We start from the raw sequence: 21,456 nt of genomic DNA, 5'->3' as shown, positions 1-21,456 counted from the left end.
ACGCGGCCGATCCGGGCTCCGCATAGAGCCGTCGGCGATACACCGCGAAACGCCAATGAAACATTGCCGATCTATGCTGCGGACTCTATTGAACATTCGCGAAGGAGTTGATCTGTGAACGATTCGGTCGACGAGACGGATCTGGCGATCCTGCGGCGGCTGCAGGCCGACGGGCGGGCCACGCACGCCGCCATCGGCAAGACCGTCGGCCTGACCGGGCCGTCGGTGTACGCGCGGATCAAGCGCATGGAGCGGGAGGGGATCATCCAGGGCTACACCGCCCTCATCGCCCCGACGGCCCTCGACCAGGGGCTCGTCGCCATCGTCCGGGTGAGCCTCAAGGCGTCCGCGGACGAGCAGCAGCCGTTCGAGTCGATCGTCGGGGCCGATCCGCAGGTGCTGGAGTGCCACGACGTGGACGGCGAGGACAGCTACATCCTGAAGGTGCGGACGGCGTCACCGCAGACCCTGCGTCGCCTGCTGGCGGACCTGCGCGGCATCCCGGGCGTCACGCGGACCGTGTCGTCCATCGCGCTGGAGACCGTGAAGGACGTGACGGCGACCGCCGTGCTCGGCCCGGTCGCCGAGGCCCGGGACTCCGGCCGGACGGCCGACGCGACGGAGGACCACTGATGGGCGAGATCGTCCGGCCCGGGAACCCTGCTCGGCACCAACCCGGCGAAGGAGCGCTGATGGGCGAGGTCGTCCGGCTCGGGAACCCGCTCGTCACCGACGCGGCGAAGGAGCGCTGATGGGCGAGGTCATCTGGCTCGGGAACCCGCTCGTCACCGACGCGGCGAAGGAGCGCTGATGGGCGAGGTCATCTGGCTCGGGAACCCGCTCGTCACCGACGCGGCGAAGGAGCGCTGATGGGCGAGGTCATCTGGCTCGGGGTGCTGCTCGGCGCCGGCGCGGCGCTGTCCGTCGGGCCGATCTTCGTCACGATCCTGAACGAGGCCGCCACGCGCGGCTTCGGCCCGGCGTTCCGCGTCATCCTCGGCTCCGCGGTCGCCGACGTCGTCCTCCTGCTGCCGGCGCTGGCGTTCGCGTGGGTGATCGCCGCCGTCGCCCAGGCCACGCTGTGGGTCGCGCTCGTCGGCGCGGCGTTCTTCCTCTGGCTCGCCGGCCGCGCCGGACGGGACGCCGTCCGCCTGTGGCGGAAGGAGACGGTGCCGGAAGGCGAGGGGTGGGCGTTCTGGAAGGGCGTCGCGGCGAACCTGGCCAACCCGTTGACGTGGACGTTCTGGCTCGCCACCGGCACGCCGGCGATGCTTCGCGCCCAGCACCTCGCCGACCCGTCCGGCCTGGTGGTCTTCACCGTCACCTGGTTCGTGGTCGCCTCCGGCCTGGAGGCGGTCGTCGCGCTGGTGGTGGCGCGGTCGGGCCGGCGTCTCGGCCACCGCGGGCAGGGCGCGTTCACCGGCCTGTCCGCGGCGCTGTTCGCCGTCCTCGCGGCGCTGATGCTCGCCCGCGCCGCCGCCTCGTAAGCGCCCGCCGCCTCGTAAGCGCCCGCCACCTCGTAAGCGGCCGCCGCCTCGCGAGCAGTTCTCGCCCCGCTAGCGGTTGTCGCCCCGCGAGCGGCCGACGCGGAGGGAGTGCGGCGGCCGGCCTGGGCGGATCGCGCCCTCGGGTCCGTGTTCCGGCGCTCAGGAACCGGGTGACCGTCCGTCGACGTCGTCGACGAAGCGCAGCACCCGGGCGTTGACCTCGTCGGCGCATTGGCCGGAGATGGCGTGGGTGGCGTTCGGCCAGAGCTCGGCCTGGACGTCGCCGATGAGGGTCTCGGCGCGGCGGAGCGCACGCTGCGGATCGTGCACGGCGCTGCGTCCGGCGACGAGCACGAGCGCGGGCACGGCGATGGAGCGGAGCTCCTCGTCGGTGAAGTAGGCGGGGGTGGGCATGGCGGCGCGGTGGTCCCGCATGCCGGCACTGATCACCCGTCCCACGGGGTCGTCCTCGGGGGTCTGCCCTTGGCCGTCGATCCAGCTCAGGAACCTGGGCCGCGCCCATCCCGACGTGAGCGGCAGGACGACGGGGATCGTCCGGAGGATCAGGCCGAGGGACATCCGTGCCAGGGTGTTGATCGGGTCGAGGAGACCGATCGACGCGACGCGCTCTGGCGCGCGTACGGCCTGGTTGCAGGCCATCCAGCCGCCGATGGACACGCCCACGAGATGAGCGGCTGGGATGTCGAGCCCCTCCAGAACGGCGGCGAGCCACGCGGCCTGGTCGCCGGCTCCCCGGATGGGCGCCGTCTGCTCGCTGCGGCCGGCCTCCCCCAGGAGGTCGATCGCGTACACGCTGCGCTTCTCGGCCAGGGCCGCGACGTTCGGCCGCCACATGACGCTCGTTCCTCCCGTGCCGTGCAGCAGCACGATGGGGGCGCCCCCGCCCCCGCCTTCGCCGAAGCGGTACGCCCGCACCCGCCCGAAGGCGGTCGGCACGTCGTGCACCTCCGCGGGGCGGGGCAGCAGCCGCATCCCCTCGTCGTACACCCGGTCGAACCGGCTGCGGCCTTCGGGCGTGGTGAAGCCGCCGACCTTGTCGCGGGACATCCGGACCACCTTTCGCAATATGATCGTATCGTAACGATAGGTGATATCCGGCGACACCCCGGGGAGGATTCGGCATGCCGAAACAGGTCGACCACGATCAGCGGCGCCGGCAGATCGCCGAGGCGCTGTGGCGGATCTCCGCCGATCGCGGCCTGGAGGCGGTGAGCATGCGGGAGGTGGCCGCCGAGGCGGGCGTGTCGATCGGCCTGGTGCAGCACTATTTCCGCGACAAGAACGACCTGGTCGGGTTCGCCGTCGGGCGCCTGCGGGAGCGCATCGAGGAGCGCGTACGCCGGAGTGTGGCGAGAACCCCGCCGCCGCACACCCCGCGACGACTGCTACGCGCCGTCCTCGTCGCGTTGCTGCCGCTGGAGCCCGAAGGCCGGACGGAGTCCCTGGTGGGCATCGCGGTGTTCATCCGGGCGCTGGGCGATCCGGACCTCGCGGCCACCTACCGGCGAGGCCAGGCCCTGCTGGTCACGGCGGTGGCCGACCAGATCAGGGCCGGTGTCCGCGACGGGGAGCTCCGGCCGGACCTCGACGCGGAGACGGAGGCGGACATCCTCCTCGCCCTCGTGAGCGGGCTGACCACCACCCTGCTCCTGGGACACGGCTCCGCCGACCAGGCCCTGAACACCCTCGACCATCAGCTCGCCCGGCTGACGACGTGATCACAGGACGCGGCGACCGCTCGGGCGGTGGCCCAGTCACTGTCGGCCGGGTGCTCGGCTCCAGCGCGAGAGCGCGACCCCGGCGTACGCCGCGCGAGGAGGGCCGGCAGGCGCGCGGCGACCGCCGATGGTCACGAGCTTCCGCGTCCTCCCACGTCGGGGCCCGCGCCGGTGGCCTGGGCGAGCAGTGCCTCGTACGCCTCCGCCGACGTGGTCTCCGCGCCGAGCCGGTGGCCGGTCGCCTCGCCGTGGTCGTCGCTGGCGCCGGTCGTGAACAGCCCCAGGTCCGCCGCGAGTGCCCGCAGGTGGGCGCGGTCCGCGTCCGTCTGCTCCGGGTGGCCGGCCTCGATGCCGCCCAGTCCGGCGCGGGCCAGGCCCGCGATCTCCTCGTCGGTGAACAGGTAGCCGCCCCGGGACGCCCGGGGGTGGGCGATCACGGGGACGCCGCCCGCCTCGCGGACCAGGCCGACGGCCGTGACGGCATCGAGGGCGTACCGGTCGACGTACGCGCGGCCGCCCGCGCCGATCCACTCGCGGGTGAACGCCTCGTCCATGGTCGAGATCACCCCGGCCTCGACCATCGCGCGGGCGACGTGGGGCCGTCCGGGGACGGACTCGCCGGTGACGCGCTGGACCATCTCCCAGGTGACCGGCGCGCCGAGCCGGCCCAGGCGCTCGACCATGCCGCGCGCCCGGTGCGCCCGGTCCTCGCGGATGCGCCGCCGCTCGGCCGCGAGCTCCGGCTCGGCGGCGTCGAACAGGTAGGCCAGCAGGTGGAGGCTGCGCCCGCCGAGGCGGCAGGACAGCTCCATGCCGCGGATGAGGGTCATGCCGGGCGGCAGCGCGCGTGCGGCCTCGGCGTGGCCGGCGACGGTGTCGTGGTCGGTCAGGGCGAGGACGTCGACGCCCGCGGCGTGCGCGCGGCGGACGACGTCGGCGGGCGGCTGGCTGCCGTCCGAGACCGAGCTGTGGGAGTGCAGGTCGATGCGCACGGTCCGATCATGCACCCAGCCGGGGACACGCGGCTCCGTACGGCAGGTCGAGATCGGCTTCGCGCAGGTCGCGCAGGCGCAGGTCCTCGAGCATGAGCGCCCCCGCCGAGACGGGCCACAGGACGGCCCAGAGCCAGTGGCCGAGCGCCTCGCCGGCGAACGCCGCCGTCTCGGTGGTGGGCAGCGCCCACAGCGGCAGCGGATGCCCGCCGATGTCGACCTTCGCGTCGGGCGCCGAGGTCCCGAATCCGTGCCCGGGGTCCGGGCCGGGCAGTCCGGCGTACGACGCGCCGAGGCCGATGCCGGGCTCCTCGGCGACGAGGATCAGGTCGGCCAGGCCGCCGACCGGTGACGGGCCGGACAGCGCGACCGCGACGGCCCGGCTTCCGGACCGCTCGTCGCCGGCGTCGGCGAACCCGGTGACCAGCCAGCCGAGCGGCGCGGGCCAGGGCGTCCAGACCGGGACCCGCGCCTCGGCACGCGTCGCCTCGAGCCCCTCCCGGCAGGGCCGGCGGGGCGGGCGCAGGGGACAGACCTCGCCGTGCGTCGAGCAGGTCCAGGCGCTCGACCAGACGTTCGGCGGGGCGACGGGCCCGCGGCACCGCGGGCAGATGGGCGCGGCCCTCATGGTGTTTCACGGTCCCGCTGTCGCGGTGGCCACGTCAAGGTTTCCGGACGGCCAAAAAATGGTGATCTGGCGTCTTTACTCAATGCTACGCGGGAGGGGAGAACTCCTTCGTGCGCCGCAATCCGGCCGCCCGCCCCTTCGCCGCGATGACCAGGGCCATCTTCCGAGACGCCTCGTCGATCATCTCGTCGCCGAGCATCGCCGCCCCGCGACCCTCCACCCGGGTGGCGTGGTCGTACGCGTCGAGGATCAGCTCGGCGTGGTCGTAGTCCTCCTGGGCCGGGGAGAACACCTCGTTGCACGCCTCCACCTGGGCCGGGTGCAGGACCCACTTGCCGTCGAAGCCGAGCGCGGCGCTGCGCCGCGCCGCCCGCGTGAAGGCCGCCGCGTCGCGGACGTTGAAGTACGGCCCGTCGATGGCCTGCAGGTCACGGGCGCGAGCGGCGATGAGGATGCGCATCAGGACGTGGTGGTAGGCATCGCCCTCGGTGTAGCCGGGCGGCTGCTCGCCCACGACCAGCGTCTTCATGTTGAGCGAGGCCATCAGGTCGCCGGGGCCGAAGACCAGCGTCTCCAGCCGGGGGGACGCGGCGGCGATCTCGTCGATGCGCGTGAGCCCCCGGGCGTCCTCGATCTGCGCCTCGATGCCGATCCGGCCGACCGGCAGGCCGGTCGCCCGCTCGATCTGGGTGAGCAGGACGTCGAGCCACACGACGTGGTCCGGGGAGGTGACCTTGGGCAGCATCAGGCAGTCGAGGTCGGCTCCCGCCCCCTCCACCACCTCGATCACGTCGCGGTAGGCGAACCCGGTCGTCGCGTCGTTGATCCGGACGACGCGCACCCGGTCGCCCCACCCGCCGTCGCGCAGCGCGGCCACGGCGTTCGCCCGGGCGTCCGCCTTGGCGGACGGTGCGACGGCGTCCTCCAGGTCGAGGAAGAACGCGTCGACCGGCAGCCCTCGGGCCTTCTCGATGAACCGCGGGTTGCTGGCGGGCACGGCGAGGGTGCTGCGGCGGGCGCGCGTCGGCATGGTTCCGGATGGTATCCGCGTCGCCGCCGCCCACGCGGCTTCACGGCACCGCCGAACTCGACGGAAAAACGCCTGACCTGGCCTTTTGCTCGCCGTCAGACAGGTGCACGGCTCACCGGTTTCATCGGCGGGACACCGTCGCGCCACAGGGATGACGCCGGTCGTGGATTGACTCCGGCCGCCCCCACCATCGGGGAGCGGGATGGAGCGAGGACCATGAATCACGTTACAAGGCGCGTCGCCACGGTCGGGCTGGCCATGGGCGCCGTGGTCGCGCTCGGCGCGACCGCGGCGAGCGCCGCGAGTGGCGTCGACGGCTGGGTGTCGGTGCCCGCCGTCGCCAAGGCTGCCGGAACGGCCGCCCCGAACGCGCTCTCGCCCGGGCTGACGGAGCACGCGGTCGCGCAGGGATCGAACAGGCTGGAGAACCCCGCCGGGGAGGTCCAGTACTACGGCTACCACGCGGACGGCCCGATGCTGCCGCAGCCCGGCGCCGTCCAGTCCCCCGGTCGGGGCGTCGAGGCGACCAAGACCGAGCCGGACAAGAACACCTACCTGCGGCTGCGCGGCCTGCACGGCGCCGACGCCGGCCGACTACGACTACGGCACGCACTCCCTGCCCCAGGAGCGTGACGCGGCGCACCGCGTCACGCTGCCTGCCACTAAGACCACCGACGGCACGGACCTGCCCGCCTTCGACGGGTCGACGTGGAACCGTTCCTCAGCACTGAGCGCGAGCGGCTCCCGCGCAGCGGCACGCCCCGAACGGTCTTGGGCGCACTGGTCCCCCGCATTCCAACTTCGGACGGCGACGCACGTCCCGCGTGCGGTCCACTTCCAGAGCGGCGGGCTCCCTTGCAACCTGGTCGTACCGGTGCGACCAACGGCATACGGAGAGGCCCCGAACCATCTCTCTGGTGGAGCGGGGGCCCCGCACACCGACATCACACCGGACATCTCAGGCCAGTAACGGAGAGTACGCGATTAACTACAGAAACGTCAATGCCCGACCGGTGCGATCTTCTCCGACGACACCAAGGACCTGCACACGTACGGGACGGTGTTCGACACCCGCTGGGTGACGCTCCACCAGGGCGACGCCTCCAGCACCCCGTTCGACGCGAACGCGCTGGCCAAGGCCGCCAAGGCGACGCCGTTCAAGCGCCCGGAGAACGGCGTGTTCCGGCCGGGCGTCGACTTCCGCGAGTTCTTCTTCACCGAGACCGGCGACACGAACGCGAGCAGCAAGGCCAACGGCGCGTACGGCGGCTGGGGCGGGATCTACAAGCTCAGCCAGTCCGACCCCGCCGCGGACCAGGGCAAGCTGACGATCTTCTTCAACGGCGACCAGGCGCACACCGGCCTGGACAACATCTCGTTCCTCGACCGGGACCACGTGGCCGCCGTCGAGGACGCCGGCGACTCGCTGCACACCCAGCGCGGCCTGCTCGACTCGGCGTACCTGTTCGACCTGAACGCCGACTACGCCAAGGGCCGGCAGCCGGTGCGGTTCCTGGCGGAGGGCCGCGACCCGTCGGCGACCGTCGACTCGGCCTTGTCCGCGCAGGGCAACGGTTTCCAGAACGACGGGGACAACGAGATCACCGGTATCCACACGTCCGACGGCGACCCGACCGTCGCCGGGCTCCTCGGGGCCAAGAACCCGCACCCGTTCCACGGCGACTGGCGGATCTTCTGGACCCAGCAGCACGGTGACAACACCACCTGGGAGATCACCCGCGGCTGAGAGCCCGCGCGCGGAATGGGCACCGCGAGCACGGCAGTCCATTCCGTGTGAGCTCTGAGTCCGAACGAGGAGACGGGGCCCGCCGACAGCGGGCCCCGTGTCGTGAAAAGGTGGGGTCCATGAGCGATCCCACCAACCCGCTCGTCGAGGAGGCCACCAAGCGGTCGGGCCTCATCTGGCTCGCCCTGCCCGACCTCCCCCAGCCGCGCGCCGCCTGGCACCTCTGGCACGACGGGGCGGCCTACGTCGTGACCGGCGGCATCGAGCAGCCGCTGCCGGGCCTGCCGGAGGCCGAGCGCGTCACCGTGACCGTTCGCAGCAAGGACAAGGGCGGCCGTCTCGTCTCCTGGGTCGCCGCCGTGAGCGAGGTCGAGTCGGGGTCGGAGGAGTGGGAGGCGGTGGTGCCGCTGCTGGCCAAGGAGCGCCTGAACGCCCCGGACGGCGAGACGCAGACCGAGCGCTGGGCCCACGAGGCGTTCGTCATGCGGCTCACGCCCACCGGCGAGGTCACCGAGTCGCCCGGGGAGATGCCCGCCGGCTACGCCGCCGTACGCCCGGTGCCCAGCCCCGCGACGTCCGTCGGCAAACCGCCCTTCATGGTCGGCGGACGACGCCGCCGCCCGGACCGATGACCCCCGAATCCGCTCGTATCGGCCCGCGTCATCTCCCGGCTCCCCGGGAATAGATCGCCCTTTACCTGGAGACAGGACGCGTATCGATAGCCTTCGAGCTATGACCGGAACGCCGTCGCGGGTGTTCGTCGCGCGCCTGGCGGGGATCGCGGTGTTCGACCCCGCAGGAGACCAGATCGGCCGCGCGCGCGACGTCGTCGTCGCGCTCCGCCCGCCGCCGCGGCCGCCGCGTGTGCTCGGCCTGGTGGTCGAGGTCCCGCCGCATCGTCTCGTCTTCCTGCCGATCACCCGGGTGACCAACATCGACGCGGGCGCCGTGATCTTCGACGGGCGCATCAACATGCGCCGGTTCGAGAAACGCGAGTCCGAGACCCTGGCTCTCGGCGAGATGCTCGACCGGACCGTCGAACTCAAGGAGGACGGCGAGAAGGCGATCGTCCTGGATCTGGGCATGGAGCAGACCCGGACCCGCGACTGGCTGATCACGAAGGTGGCCGTACGCCGCGTTGGCCCGGCGGCCGGGCGAGGCCACGGCGCCCGCCTGAGCCTGCGGCGGCGCCGGGGCGAGACGTTCGTCGTCGACTGGGACGCCGTCAGCGGCCTGACGACGGTCGAGGAGAAGCAGGGCGCCGCGAACCTCATCGCCGCGTTCGAGCAGATGCGCGCCCCCGACCTGGCGAACGTCGTGCACGAGCTGTCGGCCAAGCGCCGGGTCGAGGTCGCCGCCGCGCTCGACGACCGGCGGCTCGCCGACGTCCTGGAGGAGCTGCCCGAGGACGACCAGGTCGAGATCCTCGGCGAGCTGGGCGTGGACCGGGCCGCCGACGTGCTGGAGGAGATGGGCCCGGACGACGCCGCCGACCTGCTCGGCGAGCTGCCCGCCGAGCAGCGCGAGCAGCTCCTCGCCCTGATGCAGCCCGAGGAGGCCGCGCCCGTGCGCCGCCTGCTCACCTACGCCGACAACAGCGCGGGCGGCATGATGACCACCGAACCGGTGATCGTGTCCCCCGACGCGACCGTCGCGGAGGCCCTCGCCCTCATCCGCAACTCCGACCTGAACCCGGCACTGGCCGCGCAGGTGTACGTGTGCCGGCCGCCGACGGCGACGCCGACCGGCCGCTACCTCGGCACCGTCCACTTCCAGCGGTTGCTCCGGGAGCCCCCGCCGACCCTGGTCAGCGCCATCTGCGACACCGAGCTGGACCCGCTGCGGCCGTCGCGCTCGCTGGAGACGGTGGCGAGCTACCTGGCGACGTACAACCTCGTCTCCGTGCCGATCGTCGACGAGGACGGGCATCTGCTCGGCACGGTCACGGTCGACGACGTCCTCGACCACCTGCTGCCGGACGACTGGCGGGAGAGCGTCATGGACGCCCCGGTGGAGGAGACCGACGAAGAGGAAGAGGCCCTCCGCAGCGCGGTGGGCGACGGTGAGCGAAGGGTGGAACGGCGATGAGCACCGCCCTGGGCAGGAGCCGCGAGGAGCGGCGGTTCGGACGTCTCGACCAGCCGCTGGAGTACCGCCGGACGATCTCGCCGCGGCTCTACTACGACCCGGAGGCGTTCGGCCAGTTCTCCGAGCGGATCGCGCGGTTCCTCGGAACGGCGCGGTTCCTCGTCTACATGACGGCGTTCATCACGATCTGGCTCGCCTGGAACGCCTTCGCCCCGGCCGGGCTGCGCTGGGACCCGTACCCCTTCATCTTCCTGACCCTGATCCTGTCGCTGCAGGCGTCGTACGCCGCGCCGCTGATCCTGCTCGCCCAGAACCGCCAGGACGACCGCGACCGGGTGCAGTACGAGCAGGACCGCGCCCGCAACGAGCGGAGCGTCTCCGACACCGAGTACCTCACCCGGGAGATCGCGAGCCTGCGGATGGCGATGAACGAGGTCGCCACCCGCGACTGGATCCGCGACGAGCTGGCGCACCTGCTCAAGGAACTCGACGGCCACCACCGCCCGGAACCCGAGTGGCGCGATCACCGAACCTCCGGCGCGGGCGAGCTGGGTTCGCCCGGCGGTTGACCACTAAATAACATGTACGCATGGCCTCCCCCACGATCGAGCAGGTGACCGCGGCGCTCGCGACGGTGAACGACCCGGAGATCCGCCGCCCCATCACCGAGCTTGACATGATCAAGGGCGTCGACGTGGCCGCCGACGGCAACGTGACGGTCGGCGTGTTCCTCACGGTCGCCGGCTGCCCGCTCCGTGACACGATCACGCGCGACGTCACCGCCGCCGTCTCCAAGGTCCCCGGCGTCACCGGCGTACGGGTCGACCTCGACGTGATGAGCGAGGAGCAACGCTCCGCCCTCCAGACGAAACTACGCGGCGGGCAGGCGCCGAAGGAGATCCCCTTCGCCAAACCCAACTCCCTGACGAAGGTCTACGCCGTGGCGAGCGGCAAGGGCGGCGTCGGCAAGTCGTCGGTGACGGTCAACCTCGCGGCCGCCATGGCCGCGCAGGGCCGCAAGGTCGGCGTCGTCGACGCCGACATCTACGGCCACTCCGTGCCCCGCATGCTCGGGGTCACCGGCCGCCCGACCCAGGTCCAGCAGATGATCATGCCGCCGAACTCTCACGGTGTGAAGGTCATCTCGATCGGCATGTTCACCGAGGGCAACGCCCCGGTCGTCTGGCGCGGCCCGATGCTGCACCGCGCGCTGCAGCAGTTCCTCGCCGACGTCTACTGGGGCGACCTCGACGTCCTGCTCATGGACCTGCCGCCCGGCACCGGCGACATCGCCATCTCGGTGGCCCAGTTGCTGCCCTCGGCGGAGATCCTCGTCGTGACCACCCCGCAGCAGGCCGCCGCCGAGGTCGCCGAGCGCGCGGGCGCGATCTCCGCGCAGACCCACCAGACGGTCGCCGGCGTGATCGAGAACATGTCCTACCTGCCCTGCCCGCACTGCGGCGAGCCGGTCGACGTGTTCGGCTCCGGCGGCGGGCAGACGGTCGCCGACGCGCTGACCCGGACGCTCGGCACGTCCGTGCCGCTGCTCGGCCAGGTCCCGATCGACGTGCGCCTGCGGGAGGGCGGCGACGAGGGCCGGCCGATCGTGCTGGACGACCCGGACGCCCCGGCCTCCAAGGAGCTGCGGGCCATCGCCGACAAGCTCTCGGGCCGCGCGAAGAGCCTGCGCGGCCGGCAGCTCGGCCTGAGCCCCAACCGCGCCTGACCGGCTCCCACGGCCTGTCTCGAAGCCCCGCTGTCCTACTGCGCGGTGTCCAGGTGGACGCCGCTCGCCGCGGACGGGGACTTCGAGACCGGCCCAGGGCACGTCCGGCGGATCTCCGTCCGGCTGCGCGGTGCCCAGAGCGCACCCCGCCGCGAACGAGATCCCGCGCTCATGCCATTGGGCGCGTCATCGCTTGACCGGCCGTACCGGCGTGGTTTCGTGTGGTCATGGCACCTCGTCACGCCCGTACGGCCGTCGTGCTCTTAACGATCGCGGCGGTGGGATGCTCGTCCAGCGGCCGCGGGCACACCGCCGCGCCGCCCGCCGCCTCGCCGGCCGGCACCGCGGTCCCGCCGTCCGGCACCGCGACGAGGCCGACGGCCGTTTCGACCGACGCGCTGCGGCTCACCCGGCCGTCGCCCCGGCGGTCGTACGGGCCGTGGGGTGCTCCCGTCCTGTCCGACGACTTCGGCGGCGACCGCCTGGACCCGGGTAAGTGGCAGGTCTACAACGCGCCGAACGCCGTCTCCCACCCCGGCTCGCCCGCCGGCGTCCACGTGTCCGGCGGGCGCCTGCGGCTCGTCGGCGGGCTCTACGGCGGCAAGGACCAGTCCGCGGGCGTCGTCTCCCGCCTCGCGCAGACATACGGCCGCTGGGAGGCGCGGATCCGGGCCGACCCCGGCAGCGGGTACTCCGCGACCGCGTTCCTGTGGCCGACGCGGCTCGGAGCCCCGGAGTGGGCCGAGATCGACTTCGCCGAGATCATCGACGGGACCCGGCGTACGGGCGGGCTGTTCCTCCACCACGGCGCGGACGACCGGCAGCTGATGAAGATCGTCCATGTCGACTTCACCCGGTGGCACACCGTGGCCGTTGACTGGCTGCCCGGACGGCTGACGTACCAGGTGGACGGCAAGACGGTGTGGAGCTACCAGGGGCCGTTCGTGCCGAACCGGGCGGACATGCACCTCAACCTGCGGAACGAGACCGCGGACGGCTTCCACCGCATGGCGAGCACGCCGCCGCGCGTGACCATGGAGGTCGACTGGGTCCGGGTGTTCCGCGCCCCCGCCGCCATGCGCTGAGCCTGCGGCAGGACGCCCGCGCGTCAGCCGTGACGCCCGCCCGGCGGAACGTCCGAACGCGCCGCACGGCGACGCCGCGCCCGCGAGTCATGGTGCCCGCCGTATCCGAGTCTGAACGCGCCGTACGGCGACGCTCGCGCCGGCGCGCGGGTCATCGTGCCCGCCGCGTCCGAGCCCGGCGCCCGCGCCTGCGGGCGGTGGCGTGGCTCAGGTGGCCTCGGGGTCGAACGGCGGGCGCTCACCGTACGGCAGGAAGGGCTCCTCCTCCGCCGACTCTCGCGCGTCGAAGTCGTTCATGTCGTCGAGCAGGTGCTTGGTGACGAAGCGACGAGGGTTCAGATCCGCGATGTCGAAGTCGGCGAACTCCGGGCCCAGCCCCTCCCGCAGATCCTCCTTGGCGCTGTTGGCCATCGTGCGCAGCTGCCGCAGGGCACGACCCGCCTGGGCCGCGACCTTGGGGAGCTGGTCGGGGCCGAAGATGATCACGGCCAGCACCACGAGGACCGCCGCCTCGCCGATCCCTACGTCGAACACCCGTCCTCCTGATGGTGGCCACCGCTCGTCCGCGGAGCCGCCGACCCCAGCTTAACCGGGCCGGGATCGGCGGTCTCCCCCCGAGGGCGGCCTCAGTTGCCGGCCGCGAGCGTCAGCTGGACGGTCTTGTTCTGCCCGGCACGGACGTAGGTGACCGGCACCGTCTCGCCGGGCGACTTGCTGCGGATGGCCACGATCAGCTCGTCGGCCCCGCCGATCGGCTTCCCGGCGAAGGACGTGATGAGGTCGCCCGGCTTCAGCCCGGCCTTCTCCGCCGGGCCGCCCGGGGTGATCGTTCCGCCCTTGCACTGCGTGTTCGAGCCGGTCGTCGCGATCCGCGCCCCGTTGCCCTGGTAGGACATGTCCATGCAGGCGCCGATGATCGGGTGGGTGACCTTGCCGCCCTTGATCAGCTGCTCGGCGACCCGCTTGACCTGGTTGGCCGGGATCGCGAAGCCCAGGCCGATGCTGCCGCTCTGCTGCTTCTGGCCGCCGAGGTCCTGGCCGCCCAGCGTGGCGATGGCGGAGTTCACGCCGATCACGCGTCCCTGGGAGTCGACCAGCGGGCCACCGGAGTTGCCGGGGTTGATCGCGGCGTCCGTCTGCACCGCGCTGATGTAGGCGGACTCCCCGCCCTCGCCGCTCGTGGTGACCGGCCGGTTCAGGGCGCTGACGATGCCGGTGGTGACCGTGCCCGCCAGACCGAGCGGCGATCCGATCGCGATGACCGGGTCCCCGACGGCCAATCCGTCGGAGTCGCCGAGGACGAGCGACGGGCGGCCGTCGAGGGAACCGGGCTTGATCACCGCGATGTCGGAGTTGGGATCGTGGCCGACGATGGTCGCCGAAGTGGTCTTGCCGTCGTTGAAGACGACCTGCATCGAGCCGCCCTGGGCGGCGGGGGCGACCACGTGGTTGTTGGTCACGATGTAGCCGCCGTTGACGATGAAGCCGGTGCCCGCACCGCCTTCGGTGCCGTTCGCCACCTTGATCATCACGACGCTGGGGACGACGCGTTTGGCGATCCCGGCCACGGACCCCGGATCGCGGTTCTTGGCCCCGGTCGAGGTCGCGCCCGAACCCAGGTCGACGGACTTGTTGCCGTCGCCGCGGGTGGCGATCACGCCGATGCCGGCCCCCAGGGCGCCGGCGATGAGCGCGACCACCAAGGAGACGGCCAGGAACATCCCCATGACCGGGCCGGACCGCTCGTTCGGCCGAGTGGGGGGCACGGGCGCCCAGTTGGGGCCGGAGCCGCCGGGGCCCGGCTGCGCGCTCCAGGCGTACGGCGTCGGGGACGGGTGCGGCTGGTGGTGCGGCGCGAAATACGGCCGGGTCGGCGTCGGCTCACCCGGCTGGCCACCCTGTCCCGGCTGGCCCAGCTGGCCCGGCTGACCAGGCTGGCCGGGCTGACCGAAGGGACCCGGCTGACCGCCCTGACCGGGCTGACCCGGTTGACCACTGTGGCCCGGTTGAGCGGGCACGGTGGGCGGGCTCATCGGGCCGCCCGCTCCCGGGCCGCCCGGCGAACCGGCCTGGCTCGCGGGTTCCGCGCCGTACGGCGAGGTCGCTCCCGGGTCCGGGGGCGCCATGCCCTCGTGTCGTGGCGGACCGGAGACCAGCAGCTTGTCCGTCAGGCTCGGGGCGGTGTCGTCATCCCCGGTGTTCGGCCCAAGCGCACGCCCGTCGTCCGGCGTCGGTCCCCCGGGCGCGCGGCTGTCATCCGTCATCACCAAGCTCCTTGCGTACCGCGCATGGACTTCGTCTCAGCGCTCCACAGTGGCGGGCGAGGCATGTGGCGAGCATAAGCGACCCGGCAAGGGGAACCTTCCGCGTCGCGGTGTTGCTCCACCGGTGCCCGCTTCCCCCAGAACGCCCTACAAAACGCGATCTTCACCGATCAGTCAAACGGGTTCGCCCATGATGTCAGCCGGTTCAGTCCTCGGCCGAGGCGCCCCCAGAAGCCCGTGTCGCCGTGCGGGAGGGCCGCCACGGCGCGGTCGACGACCGGCGGCGGCGCGTCCGCGAGGATCGTGTAGACGTAGCCACGGCTGGCCCACACGGCGCGCTGCTGGACGGTGTCGCGGAGGTAGACGGTGCGGCCACCCCGGGTGGTCTTGTGCCAGTGTGCGACGCTCGCGGGGTCGAGAGTGCCGCGCTGGACGAACACCGACACGACCGAGAGCCCGTCGGAGTAGCTGAGGTGCACGACGGGGGCGTGGCTGTCGAGCTGGCGCGCGTCGTACAGGCTGAGGTCGCCCGGCAGGGTGGACTGCACCGGCCAGCCGCGGTAGCGCAGGGCGCCCAGGTCGGCGCCGGCGAGCCGGTGGGTCCACGGCGTCTCCACGGTCTGCGGCGCCGCCGAGGCCATCAGGACCGTCGTCTTCGGCGGCGACGGCCGGATCTCGGTGAAGAACGTGAGGTTCACCGCGCGGCCCTGCTGGTCGAGCAGTTCACGGCGCAGCATCAGGCCCGTGGCCCGGTCGATGTGGAACCGGCCGGCGGCGGTGCCATCGCTACGGCGCGCCTCGATGATGGTCGTGGGCCGGCCGCAGACCTGACCCTCGCCGGCACGGACGACGGCGTAATTGCGGGCGAGCAGGTCGAGCATCTTCGGCGTGTAGCCGGTGAGGCCGCCCCGGCCCTGCTGGGAGTCGGCGGTCTCGAACATCTGCCCGCCCTGCTCGGCGGTGGTGCTCTCCACCCGCATCCGGGTGCCCTGGCCGGGCAGGTGGGCGACGTTGACCAGCGACGTCGTCGACATGCCGCTGCGGCTCCACGAGGTGATGTACTGCACACCCTCGTACGAGGTGTCGCTCGCGGCCCCCTCGGCGGCGCGCAGGAGCCGCAGGGCCTCGGGGTCGGAGCGCAGCCGGGCGCCGCTCGCGGTGTCGCCGGTGGATACGAACCACAGCATCAGCAGCGCGGTGGCGATGCCGCCCGCCAGCCACGCGCGATGCGAGGCCCGGTGGTTCACGGGTGCTCGCCGGCCGTGACCGCCGGCCGCGGATCGGTGAGCGGAACGTCCCCGGAGGTCAACGCGTGCTCGACGGCGAACTGCTCGACGGACGGGGAGACGCGGGGCAGGCGGTCCGGATCGGCGCCCGCGGCGAACGCCGCCGTGCCGACGCCGAGGACGGCGAACGCGGCCGCGCCCGCGACGAGGTAGCGCCCGCGCGGCAGCCGCCGGCGCGTCGCCGCGGCACGGCGGGGACGGTTGTCGGACGGCCGCGCCCGCGAGGGGCGGATGTCGGCGGGCCGGGCGGCGGCCGGAGGCCGGGCCTGGCCGGGCAGTCGGGGGACGGGTGGCGGAAGGGGGTCCCCCGGCTCACCCATGGCCTCCAGGCGGCGTAGGAGAGCCTCGGAGGGCATCGTGTCGTTCAGCGCCCGGAGCCGCTTCTTCAGGCCGCGCAGCGCCTCCGCTTCGGCGCGGCAGTCCGCGCAGCCGGCGAGGTGGCGGTGCGCCTTCTCACGTTCGTCGTGGCCCAGCTCCCCGTCGATCAGCGCGGTGAGCCGCTCCCCAAGGTGGCCAGTCATGCGGCCTCCTTCGCCGGGGAAGTGACCGGACGCGCTGCGCTCACGATTCGCTCGCTCCGCTCACTCATGGGGCCTCCCTTTTCGCCCGGCCGACCCACTCGGGGCGACCTCCCGGCGCCGGAGGGGTGACCGGACGCGCCGTGCCGGCGATGCGCACGCTCATGACGCCTCCTCGGTCGGAGGCTCCAGACCCAGCCGTTTGGACGGGGCGGCGGCGCGCCGCGGGCCGCGGTGCTCCAGGGCGGCGCGCAGCTGCGCGCGGCCGCGGTGGATCCGGCTGCGGACGGTGCCGAGCTTCACGCCGAGCGTCGCGGCGATCTCCTCGTACGACAGGCCCTCGATGTCGCAGAGGACGACGGCGGCCCGGTAGTCGGGCGCGAGGGAGTCGAGCGCCTCCTGGACGTCGGCGTCGAGGTTCTTGTCGTCGTAGGCCTGGGCGGGCGTGGGCTCCGGTCCGTGCAGGCGCTCGGCCGCGTCATCGGCGAGCCCTTCGAAGCGGATCCGCTGACGCCGCCGCGCCTGGTCGAGGAACAGGTTGGTGGTGATGCGGTGTAGCCAGCCCTCGAACGTGCCGGGCTGGTAGTTGGCCAAGGATCGGAACACCCGGACGAAGACCTCCTGGGTGAGGTCCTCGGCGTCGTGGGGGTTGCCGGTGAGCCGGAAGGCGAGGCGGTAGACGCGCGCGGAGTGCTCCCGCACGATCTCGTCCCACGTCGGAGGAGTCCAGGCGATGCCGGGGTCGTGCACCGGCGCTCCCCTTTCACGTACGAGTTCTGCCACCGACATACTGCCCCGTTTCTTCCTTCGCGCCTAGCCGTAGCCACGCCCTCTGAAGAACGTGACGGTACGCGGCGGAGTTCCCCCTCCGTACTAGTGTTTGCCCTGCAGGCTCATGCGTCCCAAGGAGGAAGTCATCGACGCGGTCAAGGCCACCCTGGCCTACGTGGAGCAATACCTCCCGGAGGACGAGCCGCTGCGCGACGCCCGGCAGCGGGGACTGGACGTCGGAGCGACCCCGATCGGACCGGCGGGCGGCGCGGCGCTGCGCCTCCTCGCCAGTGCGATCAGCGCGCGCACGGTCGTGGAGGTCGGCTCCGGATGTGGCGTGTCCGGCATCTGGCTGCTGCGCGGGATGCGTCCCGACGGCGTGCTCACGAGCGTGGACGTCGAGCCGGAGAATCAGCGGCTGGCCCGCGAGGCGTACGCCGCGGCCGGTTTCCCGACCTCGCGCGCCCGGCTGATCGCCGGCCGCGCCCTCGACGTGCTGCCGCGCCTCACCGACGGCGCGTACGACATGGTGTTCTGCGACGCGGCCAAGCACGAGTACCCCGACTATCTGGGTGAGGCGCTGCGGCTGCTGCGGCCCGGCGGCGTCGTGGCGTTCGACAACGCCCTGTGGAGCGACCGGGTGGCCGACCCGTCCAACCGCGAGCCGGACACCGTGGCGATCCGCACGCTCGGCCGGATGGTCCGCGACGACGACCGCCTCGTGCCGCTGCTGCTGCCGGTCGGGGACGGTCTCCTCGTCGCCGTCAAGAGCCGGTGACCGCGCTCCCGCCGTCGTGATCGCGGTGCGGTCGCGGGCTTCGGCCCAGGGTGTCGTCGCGGCGGCCGGGACGCTCGTCCTGGTGGCGGTGTCGGTGGCGTTCGCGGTGAGCGGGGCGCGGGACGTGACGGCCGTCGGCGGCATGATCGCCCTGGCCGTCGGCGTGGCGGGGATCGCGCTGTTCGGCGGGGGGCTCGTGGTCGCGGCCGGGCGAGCGTTGAGCGGCCGCCCGGTGCTGGAGGTCAACGACGCGGGGGTGCGCCTGCCGGCGGCGTGGCCGTGGTCCCGTTCGCGGGACCGTCGGCTCCCCTGGCCGGAGGTGGCCGCGGTGGTCGTGTGGAGCCGGGAACTTCCGCGCGGCCGGCAGCGGGTGGTGCAGCACGTGACCTTCCTGCCCACCGAAGAGCGCGCCGAGGGCTCCTCGCCCCCGCCGAGCGCGGAACTGCTGGCCATGGGCCTGGACGACGTCCCCGGAGTGGCGACTCTCCACTGGTCGGTCGAGGTCTCGCCGGGCTGGGACACCGACCTGGCGACGATCCTCGCCGAGATCCACCGTCGCGGCGTCCCCACCGCCGACGTCCGGTCGCGGTGAACACCACGGCGGTACGCTCCCGTCGGCAGGGATGCGCGACCGCGTCATCCCGGGAGGGTTGGCATGGCCGGTGCTCCTCACTCCGACCCGGACGTCTCGATCATCGTCGTGACCTACCGCAGCGCCGCGTACATCGGCGAGTGCGCGGAGGCCGTACGGAAGGCGTCGGCCAGCGTTTCCGCCGAGCTCATCATCGTGGACAACGCCTCGGGCGATGGCACGGCGGACGCGGCCCGTGCCGCGGCGCCGGACGCGATGGTCGTGGAGAACGACCGTAACGGCGGCTTCGCCTACGCCTGCCACGCCGGCGTCGCCCGGGCGCGCGGCCGGCTGCTGTGGTTCGTCAACCCCGACGCCGTACCGGCCCCGGGAAGCCTCGCGGCCCTCCTCGCGTGCGCGCGCCGCAATCCGCGGGCGGGGATCGTCGGCGGCCGGAGCATGCTCGCGGACGGCACGCCGGACCCGCGTTCCTGGTGGGGCCGCCCGACGTTCTGGTCCACGCTGTGCTTCGCGCTCCTTCTCGGCTCGGCCTTCCCGGGCAGTCGCGTGTTCGACCCCGAGGTGCCCGGCCCCTGGACGGACGAGGAACGGCAGGTGCCGATCGTCACCGGCGGATTCATGCTCGTCGACCGCGCTCTCTGGGATGAGCTCGGCGGTTTCGACCGGTCGATCTTCATGTACGGCGAGGACGCCGACCTGTGCCTGCGGGCGCGGAAGGCCGGTTTCCGGCCGATGGTGACCGCGCGCGCCGAGTACCGGCACGAGGTCGGCGCCTCGTCGTCGAGCGTGCGCAAGCTCGTCCTGCTGTTCACCGGGAAGGTCACCGTGCTGCGGCGCCACCTGCCGTACGGGCGGCGCGGCGCGGGCGTGCGCCTCCTCACGCTCGGTGTGCTCTTACGCGCGCTGCTGAGTCGCCTGGTCTCCGCGCGGCCGCAGCGGCAGGGCCGCCCGACGGCCACCGGCGCGGACTGGCGGGGCCTGTGGGCGGCGCGCCGCGAATGGACCGCCGGCTGGCCCGGTTCGCAGTCCCGCCCGTAGCCGCCCGGCCGTAGAGACAGGGCCGCCCGACGGCGCGGACTGGCGGCCGGCCCGGTTCGGGGTCCCGCCCGTAGCGGCGCGCGGCCCGATCGCGGCCTGTCTCACAGCCCCGCTCTGGGAGACATCCCTATTCCCGGCTGCTCTCGTCGCGCTGCCAGGTGGCGGCGCCGGCCCGCCGGGCGCGCCACCGGGCGAGCAGCGTCACGGTGAGGAAGAGGGCGAGGCGCGGCAGGAGACGCGGATCCCGTGCCGCCATCGCCGCCAGGTCGCGCACGCTCGTCCGCGCGGAGCCGCCCGCCTGGTCGAGTGCCGCCTCCTCTAGCTGCGCGACGCCGGTGACGGCGCGGGTCCGGCGGCGCAGCAGGTCGCCCCACGTGCGCGGCGGGTGGATCAGCACGCGGGCCGTCTCGACGACGGCGCGCTCGTCCGCGGCGAACGCGAGGGAGGCGGCGAGGTCGTCGGCGATGACGCCCGGCAGCCGCGCCAGGCGCGCGTGCCCGTCGGCGCCGACCGCGATGACGCCGCGGCCGAAGAGCCCGCGCCGCACCTCCGGGAGCCGGGTCCAGACGTCGTAGTACCAGCGGACCGGCCACGGCCGTCGCGTCAGGTCCAGCACGCGCGCGGGCGCCGCCGCGAGCACACCCGGCCGGTCGAGAGCGGCCGCCAGGGCCCGCACGTCATCGGCTCCCAGCTCGACGTCGGCGTCGACGTACAGCCTGGGGAACCCGCGGGCCGCGCGGTCGCCGAGGCGCAGTGCCTCCGCCTTGGACGCCTCCGGCGACGTGACCACCCGCACACCGAAGGACGCGGCGACGTCCGCGGTGCCGTCGGTGCAGCCATTGGGCACGACGACGATGTCGAAGCCGGAGCCCGCGAGGCGCGCGAGTAACCGGCCGATGACCCGCGCCTCGTCGTGCGCGGGGATGACGACGCTCACCACAGAAGCGATTATGGCGCGCATGAGTCGCATTCACCCAGGGGCCGATGTGGACGGCACGGCGCACATCGGCGCGGACACGACGATCTGGCACCTCGCCCAGATCCGGGAAAACGTCCGCCTCGGCCAGGACTGCATCGTCGGCCGGGGCGCGTACGTCGGGCCGGGCGTGCGTATCGGCGACCGCGTCAAGCTGCAGAATTACGCGCTCGTTTACGAACCGGCGGAGCTGGAGGACGGGGTCTTCATCGGGCCCGCCGCCGTTCTGACCAATGATCCCTACCCTCGTTCGACCGACGTGGACGGCAGGCTCAAGCGCCCGGACGACTGGGAGGCCCATGGAGTGATCGTCAAGGAGGGCGCCGCCGTCGGCGCGCGGGCGGTCGTCCTGGCGGGCCGGATCATCGGCCGGTGGGCGCTGGTCGCGGCGGGCGCGGTCGTGACACGGGACGTCGCCGACTTCGCGCTGGTGGCGGGCGTGCCGGCGCGCCGGATCGGCTGGGTCGGGCACGCCGGTGAGCCCTTGGAAGACGAAGGCGGCGGGCGCTGGCGGTGCCCGCGTACGGGCGATCACTACACGGAGAGCGACGGACGCCTCAGCCCCGCGGAAGGATGACCCGGCGCTCCACTGCGCCAAGGCCGAATGCGGACAACCCAGGCCTCGCTTTCCACCGTATATTCGGAGTCGCATTACCGAGGACTGCTTCATTTGGCGATCTGACCGCGCGGCGTTGGCGGACGCGGGTTTCG

Annotated in this window: 24 protein-coding genes; 14 read left to right on the top strand and 10 right to left on the bottom strand. The window is 73.0% G+C overall.

Going from position 1 to position 21,456, the window contains the following annotated elements:
• Positions 1–114 precede the first annotated feature (114 nt).
• Positions 115–633: an Lrp/AsnC family transcriptional regulator gene (locus ACQP2O_RS08675; RefSeq protein ID WP_433181578.1), complete on the top strand. Its 519-nt coding sequence runs from the start codon at positions 115–117 to the stop codon at positions 631–633.
• A gap of 236 nt (positions 634–869) precedes the next feature.
• On the top strand, positions 870–1,487 hold the full coding sequence (locus ACQP2O_RS08670) for a LysE family translocator (RefSeq protein WP_433181575.1): 618 nt from the start codon (positions 870–872) through the stop codon (positions 1,485–1,487).
• Positions 1,488–1,646: 159 nt separating this feature from the next.
• Here ACQP2O_RS08670 and ACQP2O_RS08665 read toward each other — a convergent pair whose 3' ends face one another.
• Positions 1,647–2,555: an alpha/beta fold hydrolase gene (locus ACQP2O_RS08665; protein ID WP_433181573.1), complete on the bottom strand. Its 909-nt coding sequence runs from the start codon at positions 2,553–2,555 to the stop codon at positions 1,647–1,649.
• A gap of 74 nt (positions 2,556–2,629) precedes the next feature.
• Between ACQP2O_RS08665 and ACQP2O_RS08660 the strand changes: the two genes are divergently transcribed.
• Complete coding sequence (locus tag ACQP2O_RS08660) at positions 2,630–3,226, top strand: TetR/AcrR family transcriptional regulator (protein WP_433181571.1); 597 nt, start codon at positions 2,630–2,632, stop codon at positions 3,224–3,226.
• 131 nt (positions 3,227–3,357) lie between these two features.
• Here ACQP2O_RS08660 and ACQP2O_RS08655 read toward each other — a convergent pair whose 3' ends face one another.
• The 3 genes from ACQP2O_RS08655 to ACQP2O_RS08645 all read right to left on the bottom strand — a co-directional run bounded on the left by ACQP2O_RS08655 (position 3,358) and on the right by ACQP2O_RS08645 (position 5,876).
• A complete protein-coding gene (locus tag ACQP2O_RS08655; protein WP_433181569.1) occupies positions 3,358–4,218 on the bottom strand; it encodes a PHP domain-containing protein in 861 nt (286 codons plus the stop codon).
• Positions 4,219–4,225: 7 nt separating this feature from the next.
• Positions 4,226–4,846 carry a DUF6758 family protein gene (locus ACQP2O_RS08650; protein ID WP_433181568.1) on the bottom strand — a complete coding sequence of 207 codons (621 nt, stop codon included), beginning with the start codon at positions 4,844–4,846 and terminating at the stop codon, positions 4,226–4,228.
• A gap of 85 nt (positions 4,847–4,931) precedes the next feature.
• Positions 4,932–5,876: an HpcH/HpaI aldolase/citrate lyase family protein gene (locus ACQP2O_RS08645; protein WP_433181567.1), complete on the bottom strand. Its 945-nt coding sequence runs from the start codon at positions 5,874–5,876 to the stop codon at positions 4,932–4,934.
• A 216-nt stretch (positions 5,877–6,092) separates the two neighbouring features.
• On the opposite strand from ACQP2O_RS08645, the gene ACQP2O_RS08640 reads away from it, so the two are divergent.
• The 7 genes from ACQP2O_RS08640 (at position 6,093) to ACQP2O_RS08610 (ending at position 12,522) form a co-directional block, all read left to right on the top strand.
• A complete protein-coding gene (locus tag ACQP2O_RS08640; protein WP_433181565.1) occupies positions 6,093–6,509 on the top strand; it encodes a hypothetical protein in 417 nt (138 codons plus the stop codon).
• 427 nt (positions 6,510–6,936) lie between these two features.
• Complete coding sequence (locus tag ACQP2O_RS08635; protein ID WP_433181563.1) at positions 6,937–7,623, top strand: hypothetical protein; 687 nt, start codon at positions 6,937–6,939, stop codon at positions 7,621–7,623.
• Between the two features lie 119 nt (positions 7,624–7,742).
• On the top strand, positions 7,743–8,255 hold the full coding sequence (locus tag ACQP2O_RS08630) for a hypothetical protein (RefSeq protein ID WP_433181561.1): 513 nt from the start codon (positions 7,743–7,745) through the stop codon (positions 8,253–8,255).
• Between the two features lie 100 nt (positions 8,256–8,355).
• Positions 8,356–9,711, top strand: a complete 1,356-nt coding sequence (locus ACQP2O_RS08625) for a magnesium transporter MgtE N-terminal domain-containing protein (protein WP_433181559.1) — start codon at positions 8,356–8,358, stop codon at positions 9,709–9,711.
• Positions 9,708–10,280: a DUF1003 domain-containing protein gene (locus ACQP2O_RS08620; RefSeq protein WP_433181556.1), complete on the top strand. Its 573-nt coding sequence runs from the start codon at positions 9,708–9,710 to the stop codon at positions 10,278–10,280. Before ACQP2O_RS08625 ends, ACQP2O_RS08620 begins: the two co-directional genes overlap by 4 nt.
• Positions 10,281–10,300: 20 nt before the next feature.
• Positions 10,301–11,437, top strand: a complete 1,137-nt coding sequence (locus ACQP2O_RS08615; protein ID WP_433181555.1) for an Mrp/NBP35 family ATP-binding protein — start codon at positions 10,301–10,303, stop codon at positions 11,435–11,437.
• A gap of 278 nt (positions 11,438–11,715) precedes the next feature.
• A complete protein-coding gene (locus ACQP2O_RS08610) occupies positions 11,716–12,522 on the top strand; it encodes a glycoside hydrolase family 16 protein (protein WP_433181553.1) in 807 nt (268 codons plus the stop codon).
• Between the two features lie 207 nt (positions 12,523–12,729).
• Here ACQP2O_RS08610 and ACQP2O_RS08605 read toward each other — a convergent pair whose 3' ends face one another.
• The 5 genes from ACQP2O_RS08605 to sigE all read right to left on the bottom strand — a co-directional run bounded on the left by ACQP2O_RS08605 (position 12,730) and on the right by sigE (position 17,379).
• A complete protein-coding gene (locus ACQP2O_RS08605; protein ID WP_433181552.1) occupies positions 12,730–13,056 on the bottom strand; it encodes a sec-independent translocase in 327 nt (108 codons plus the stop codon).
• A 92-nt stretch (positions 13,057–13,148) separates the two neighbouring features.
• Positions 13,149–14,786 (bottom strand): S1C family serine protease, encoded by a 1,638-nt coding sequence (locus ACQP2O_RS08600; protein WP_433181549.1) that lies wholly within the window; start codon positions 14,784–14,786, stop codon positions 13,149–13,151.
• 170 nt (positions 14,787–14,956) lie between these two features.
• Positions 14,957–16,033 (bottom strand): sigma-E factor regulatory protein RseB domain-containing protein, encoded by a 1,077-nt coding sequence (locus ACQP2O_RS08595; RefSeq protein WP_433181547.1) that lies wholly within the window; start codon positions 16,031–16,033, stop codon positions 14,957–14,959.
• Positions 16,030–16,593, bottom strand: coding sequence for an anti-sigma factor family protein (locus tag ACQP2O_RS08590; protein ID WP_433181544.1), 564 nt, complete (start codon positions 16,591–16,593; stop codon positions 16,030–16,032). The genes ACQP2O_RS08595 and ACQP2O_RS08590 overlap by 4 nt, the downstream gene beginning before the upstream one ends.
• A 159-nt stretch (positions 16,594–16,752) precedes the next feature.
• A complete protein-coding gene (sigE, locus tag ACQP2O_RS08585; RefSeq protein ID WP_433181541.1) occupies positions 16,753–17,379 on the bottom strand; it encodes an RNA polymerase sigma factor SigE in 627 nt (208 codons plus the stop codon).
• Positions 17,380–17,485: 106 nt separating this feature from the next.
• On the opposite strand from sigE, the gene ACQP2O_RS08580 reads away from it, so the two are divergent.
• From ACQP2O_RS08580 to ACQP2O_RS08570, 3 genes are all read left to right on the top strand, one after another.
• Entirely contained in the window at positions 17,486–18,139 is a 654-nt protein-coding gene (locus ACQP2O_RS08580) for an O-methyltransferase (RefSeq protein ID WP_433181539.1), read from the top strand.
• A 25-nt stretch (positions 18,140–18,164) separates the two neighbouring features.
• Positions 18,165–18,731, top strand: a complete 567-nt coding sequence (locus ACQP2O_RS08575) for a hypothetical protein (RefSeq protein ID WP_433181537.1) — start codon at positions 18,165–18,167, stop codon at positions 18,729–18,731.
• 63 nt (positions 18,732–18,794) lie between these two features.
• The gene (locus tag ACQP2O_RS08570) at positions 18,795–19,769 is read left to right on the top strand and encodes a glycosyltransferase family 2 protein (RefSeq protein WP_433181535.1); all 975 of its coding nucleotides are present in this window, start codon (positions 18,795–18,797) and stop codon (positions 19,767–19,769) included.
• A 127-nt stretch (positions 19,770–19,896) separates the two neighbouring features.
• On the opposite strand, the gene ACQP2O_RS08565 is transcribed toward ACQP2O_RS08570, so the two are convergent.
• A complete protein-coding gene (locus ACQP2O_RS08565) occupies positions 19,897–20,709 on the bottom strand; it encodes a glycosyltransferase family 2 protein (protein WP_433181532.1) in 813 nt (270 codons plus the stop codon).
• A 19-nt stretch (positions 20,710–20,728) separates the two neighbouring features.
• Between ACQP2O_RS08565 and ACQP2O_RS08560 the strand changes: the two genes are divergently transcribed.
• On the top strand, positions 20,729–21,322 hold the full coding sequence (locus ACQP2O_RS08560; RefSeq protein ID WP_433181529.1) for an acyltransferase: 594 nt from the start codon (positions 20,729–20,731) through the stop codon (positions 21,320–21,322).
• The last annotated feature ends 134 nt before the right edge of the window (positions 21,323–21,456 follow it).

Origin of the sequence: Actinoallomurus sp. CA-150999 (assembly GCF_050942425.1) — a bacterium.
Taxonomy (GTDB): Bacteria; Actinomycetota; Actinomycetes; order Streptosporangiales; family Streptosporangiaceae; genus Actinoallomurus.
Note: the sequence above shows the minus strand (reverse complement) of the source record. Positions and strands in the feature narration are given on the sequence as shown.

Coding starts and splice junctions, on each gene's coding strand:
- ACQP2O_RS08590 (WP_433181544.1), bottom strand. CDS start 16,593: ATGACTGGCCACCTTGGGGAGCGGCTCACCGCGCTGATCGACGGGGAG.
- ACQP2O_RS08650 (WP_433181568.1), bottom strand. CDS start 4,846: ATGAGGGCCGCGCCCATCTGCCCGCGGTGCCGCGGGCCCGTCGCCCCG.
- ACQP2O_RS08645 (WP_433181567.1), bottom strand. CDS start 5,876: ATGCCGACGCGCGCCCGCCGCAGCACCCTCGCCGTGCCCGCCAGCAAC.
- ACQP2O_RS08640 (WP_433181565.1), top strand. CDS start 6,093: ATGAATCACGTTACAAGGCGCGTCGCCACGGTCGGGCTGGCCATGGGC.
- ACQP2O_RS08560 (WP_433181529.1), top strand. CDS start 20,729: ATGAGTCGCATTCACCCAGGGGCCGATGTGGACGGCACGGCGCACATC.
- ACQP2O_RS08625 (WP_433181559.1), top strand. CDS start 8,356: ATGACCGGAACGCCGTCGCGGGTGTTCGTCGCGCGCCTGGCGGGGATC.
- sigE (WP_433181541.1), bottom strand. CDS start 17,379: ATGTCGGTGGCAGAACTCGTACGTGAAAGGGGAGCGCCGGTGCACGAC.
- ACQP2O_RS08660 (WP_433181571.1), top strand. CDS start 2,630: ATGCCGAAACAGGTCGACCACGATCAGCGGCGCCGGCAGATCGCCGAG.
- ACQP2O_RS08570 (WP_433181535.1), top strand. CDS start 18,795: ATGGCCGGTGCTCCTCACTCCGACCCGGACGTCTCGATCATCGTCGTG.
- ACQP2O_RS08600 (WP_433181549.1), bottom strand. CDS start 14,786: ATGACGGATGACAGCCGCGCGCCCGGGGGACCGACGCCGGACGACGGG.
- ACQP2O_RS08670 (WP_433181575.1), top strand. CDS start 870: ATGGGCGAGGTCATCTGGCTCGGGGTGCTGCTCGGCGCCGGCGCGGCG.
- ACQP2O_RS08630 (WP_433181561.1), top strand. CDS start 7,743: ATGAGCGATCCCACCAACCCGCTCGTCGAGGAGGCCACCAAGCGGTCG.
- ACQP2O_RS08615 (WP_433181555.1), top strand. CDS start 10,301: ATGGCCTCCCCCACGATCGAGCAGGTGACCGCGGCGCTCGCGACGGTG.
- ACQP2O_RS08665 (WP_433181573.1), bottom strand. CDS start 2,555: ATGTCCCGCGACAAGGTCGGCGGCTTCACCACGCCCGAAGGCCGCAGC.
- ACQP2O_RS08580 (WP_433181539.1), top strand. CDS start 17,486: ATGCGTCCCAAGGAGGAAGTCATCGACGCGGTCAAGGCCACCCTGGCC.
- ACQP2O_RS08620 (WP_433181556.1), top strand. CDS start 9,708: ATGAGCACCGCCCTGGGCAGGAGCCGCGAGGAGCGGCGGTTCGGACGT.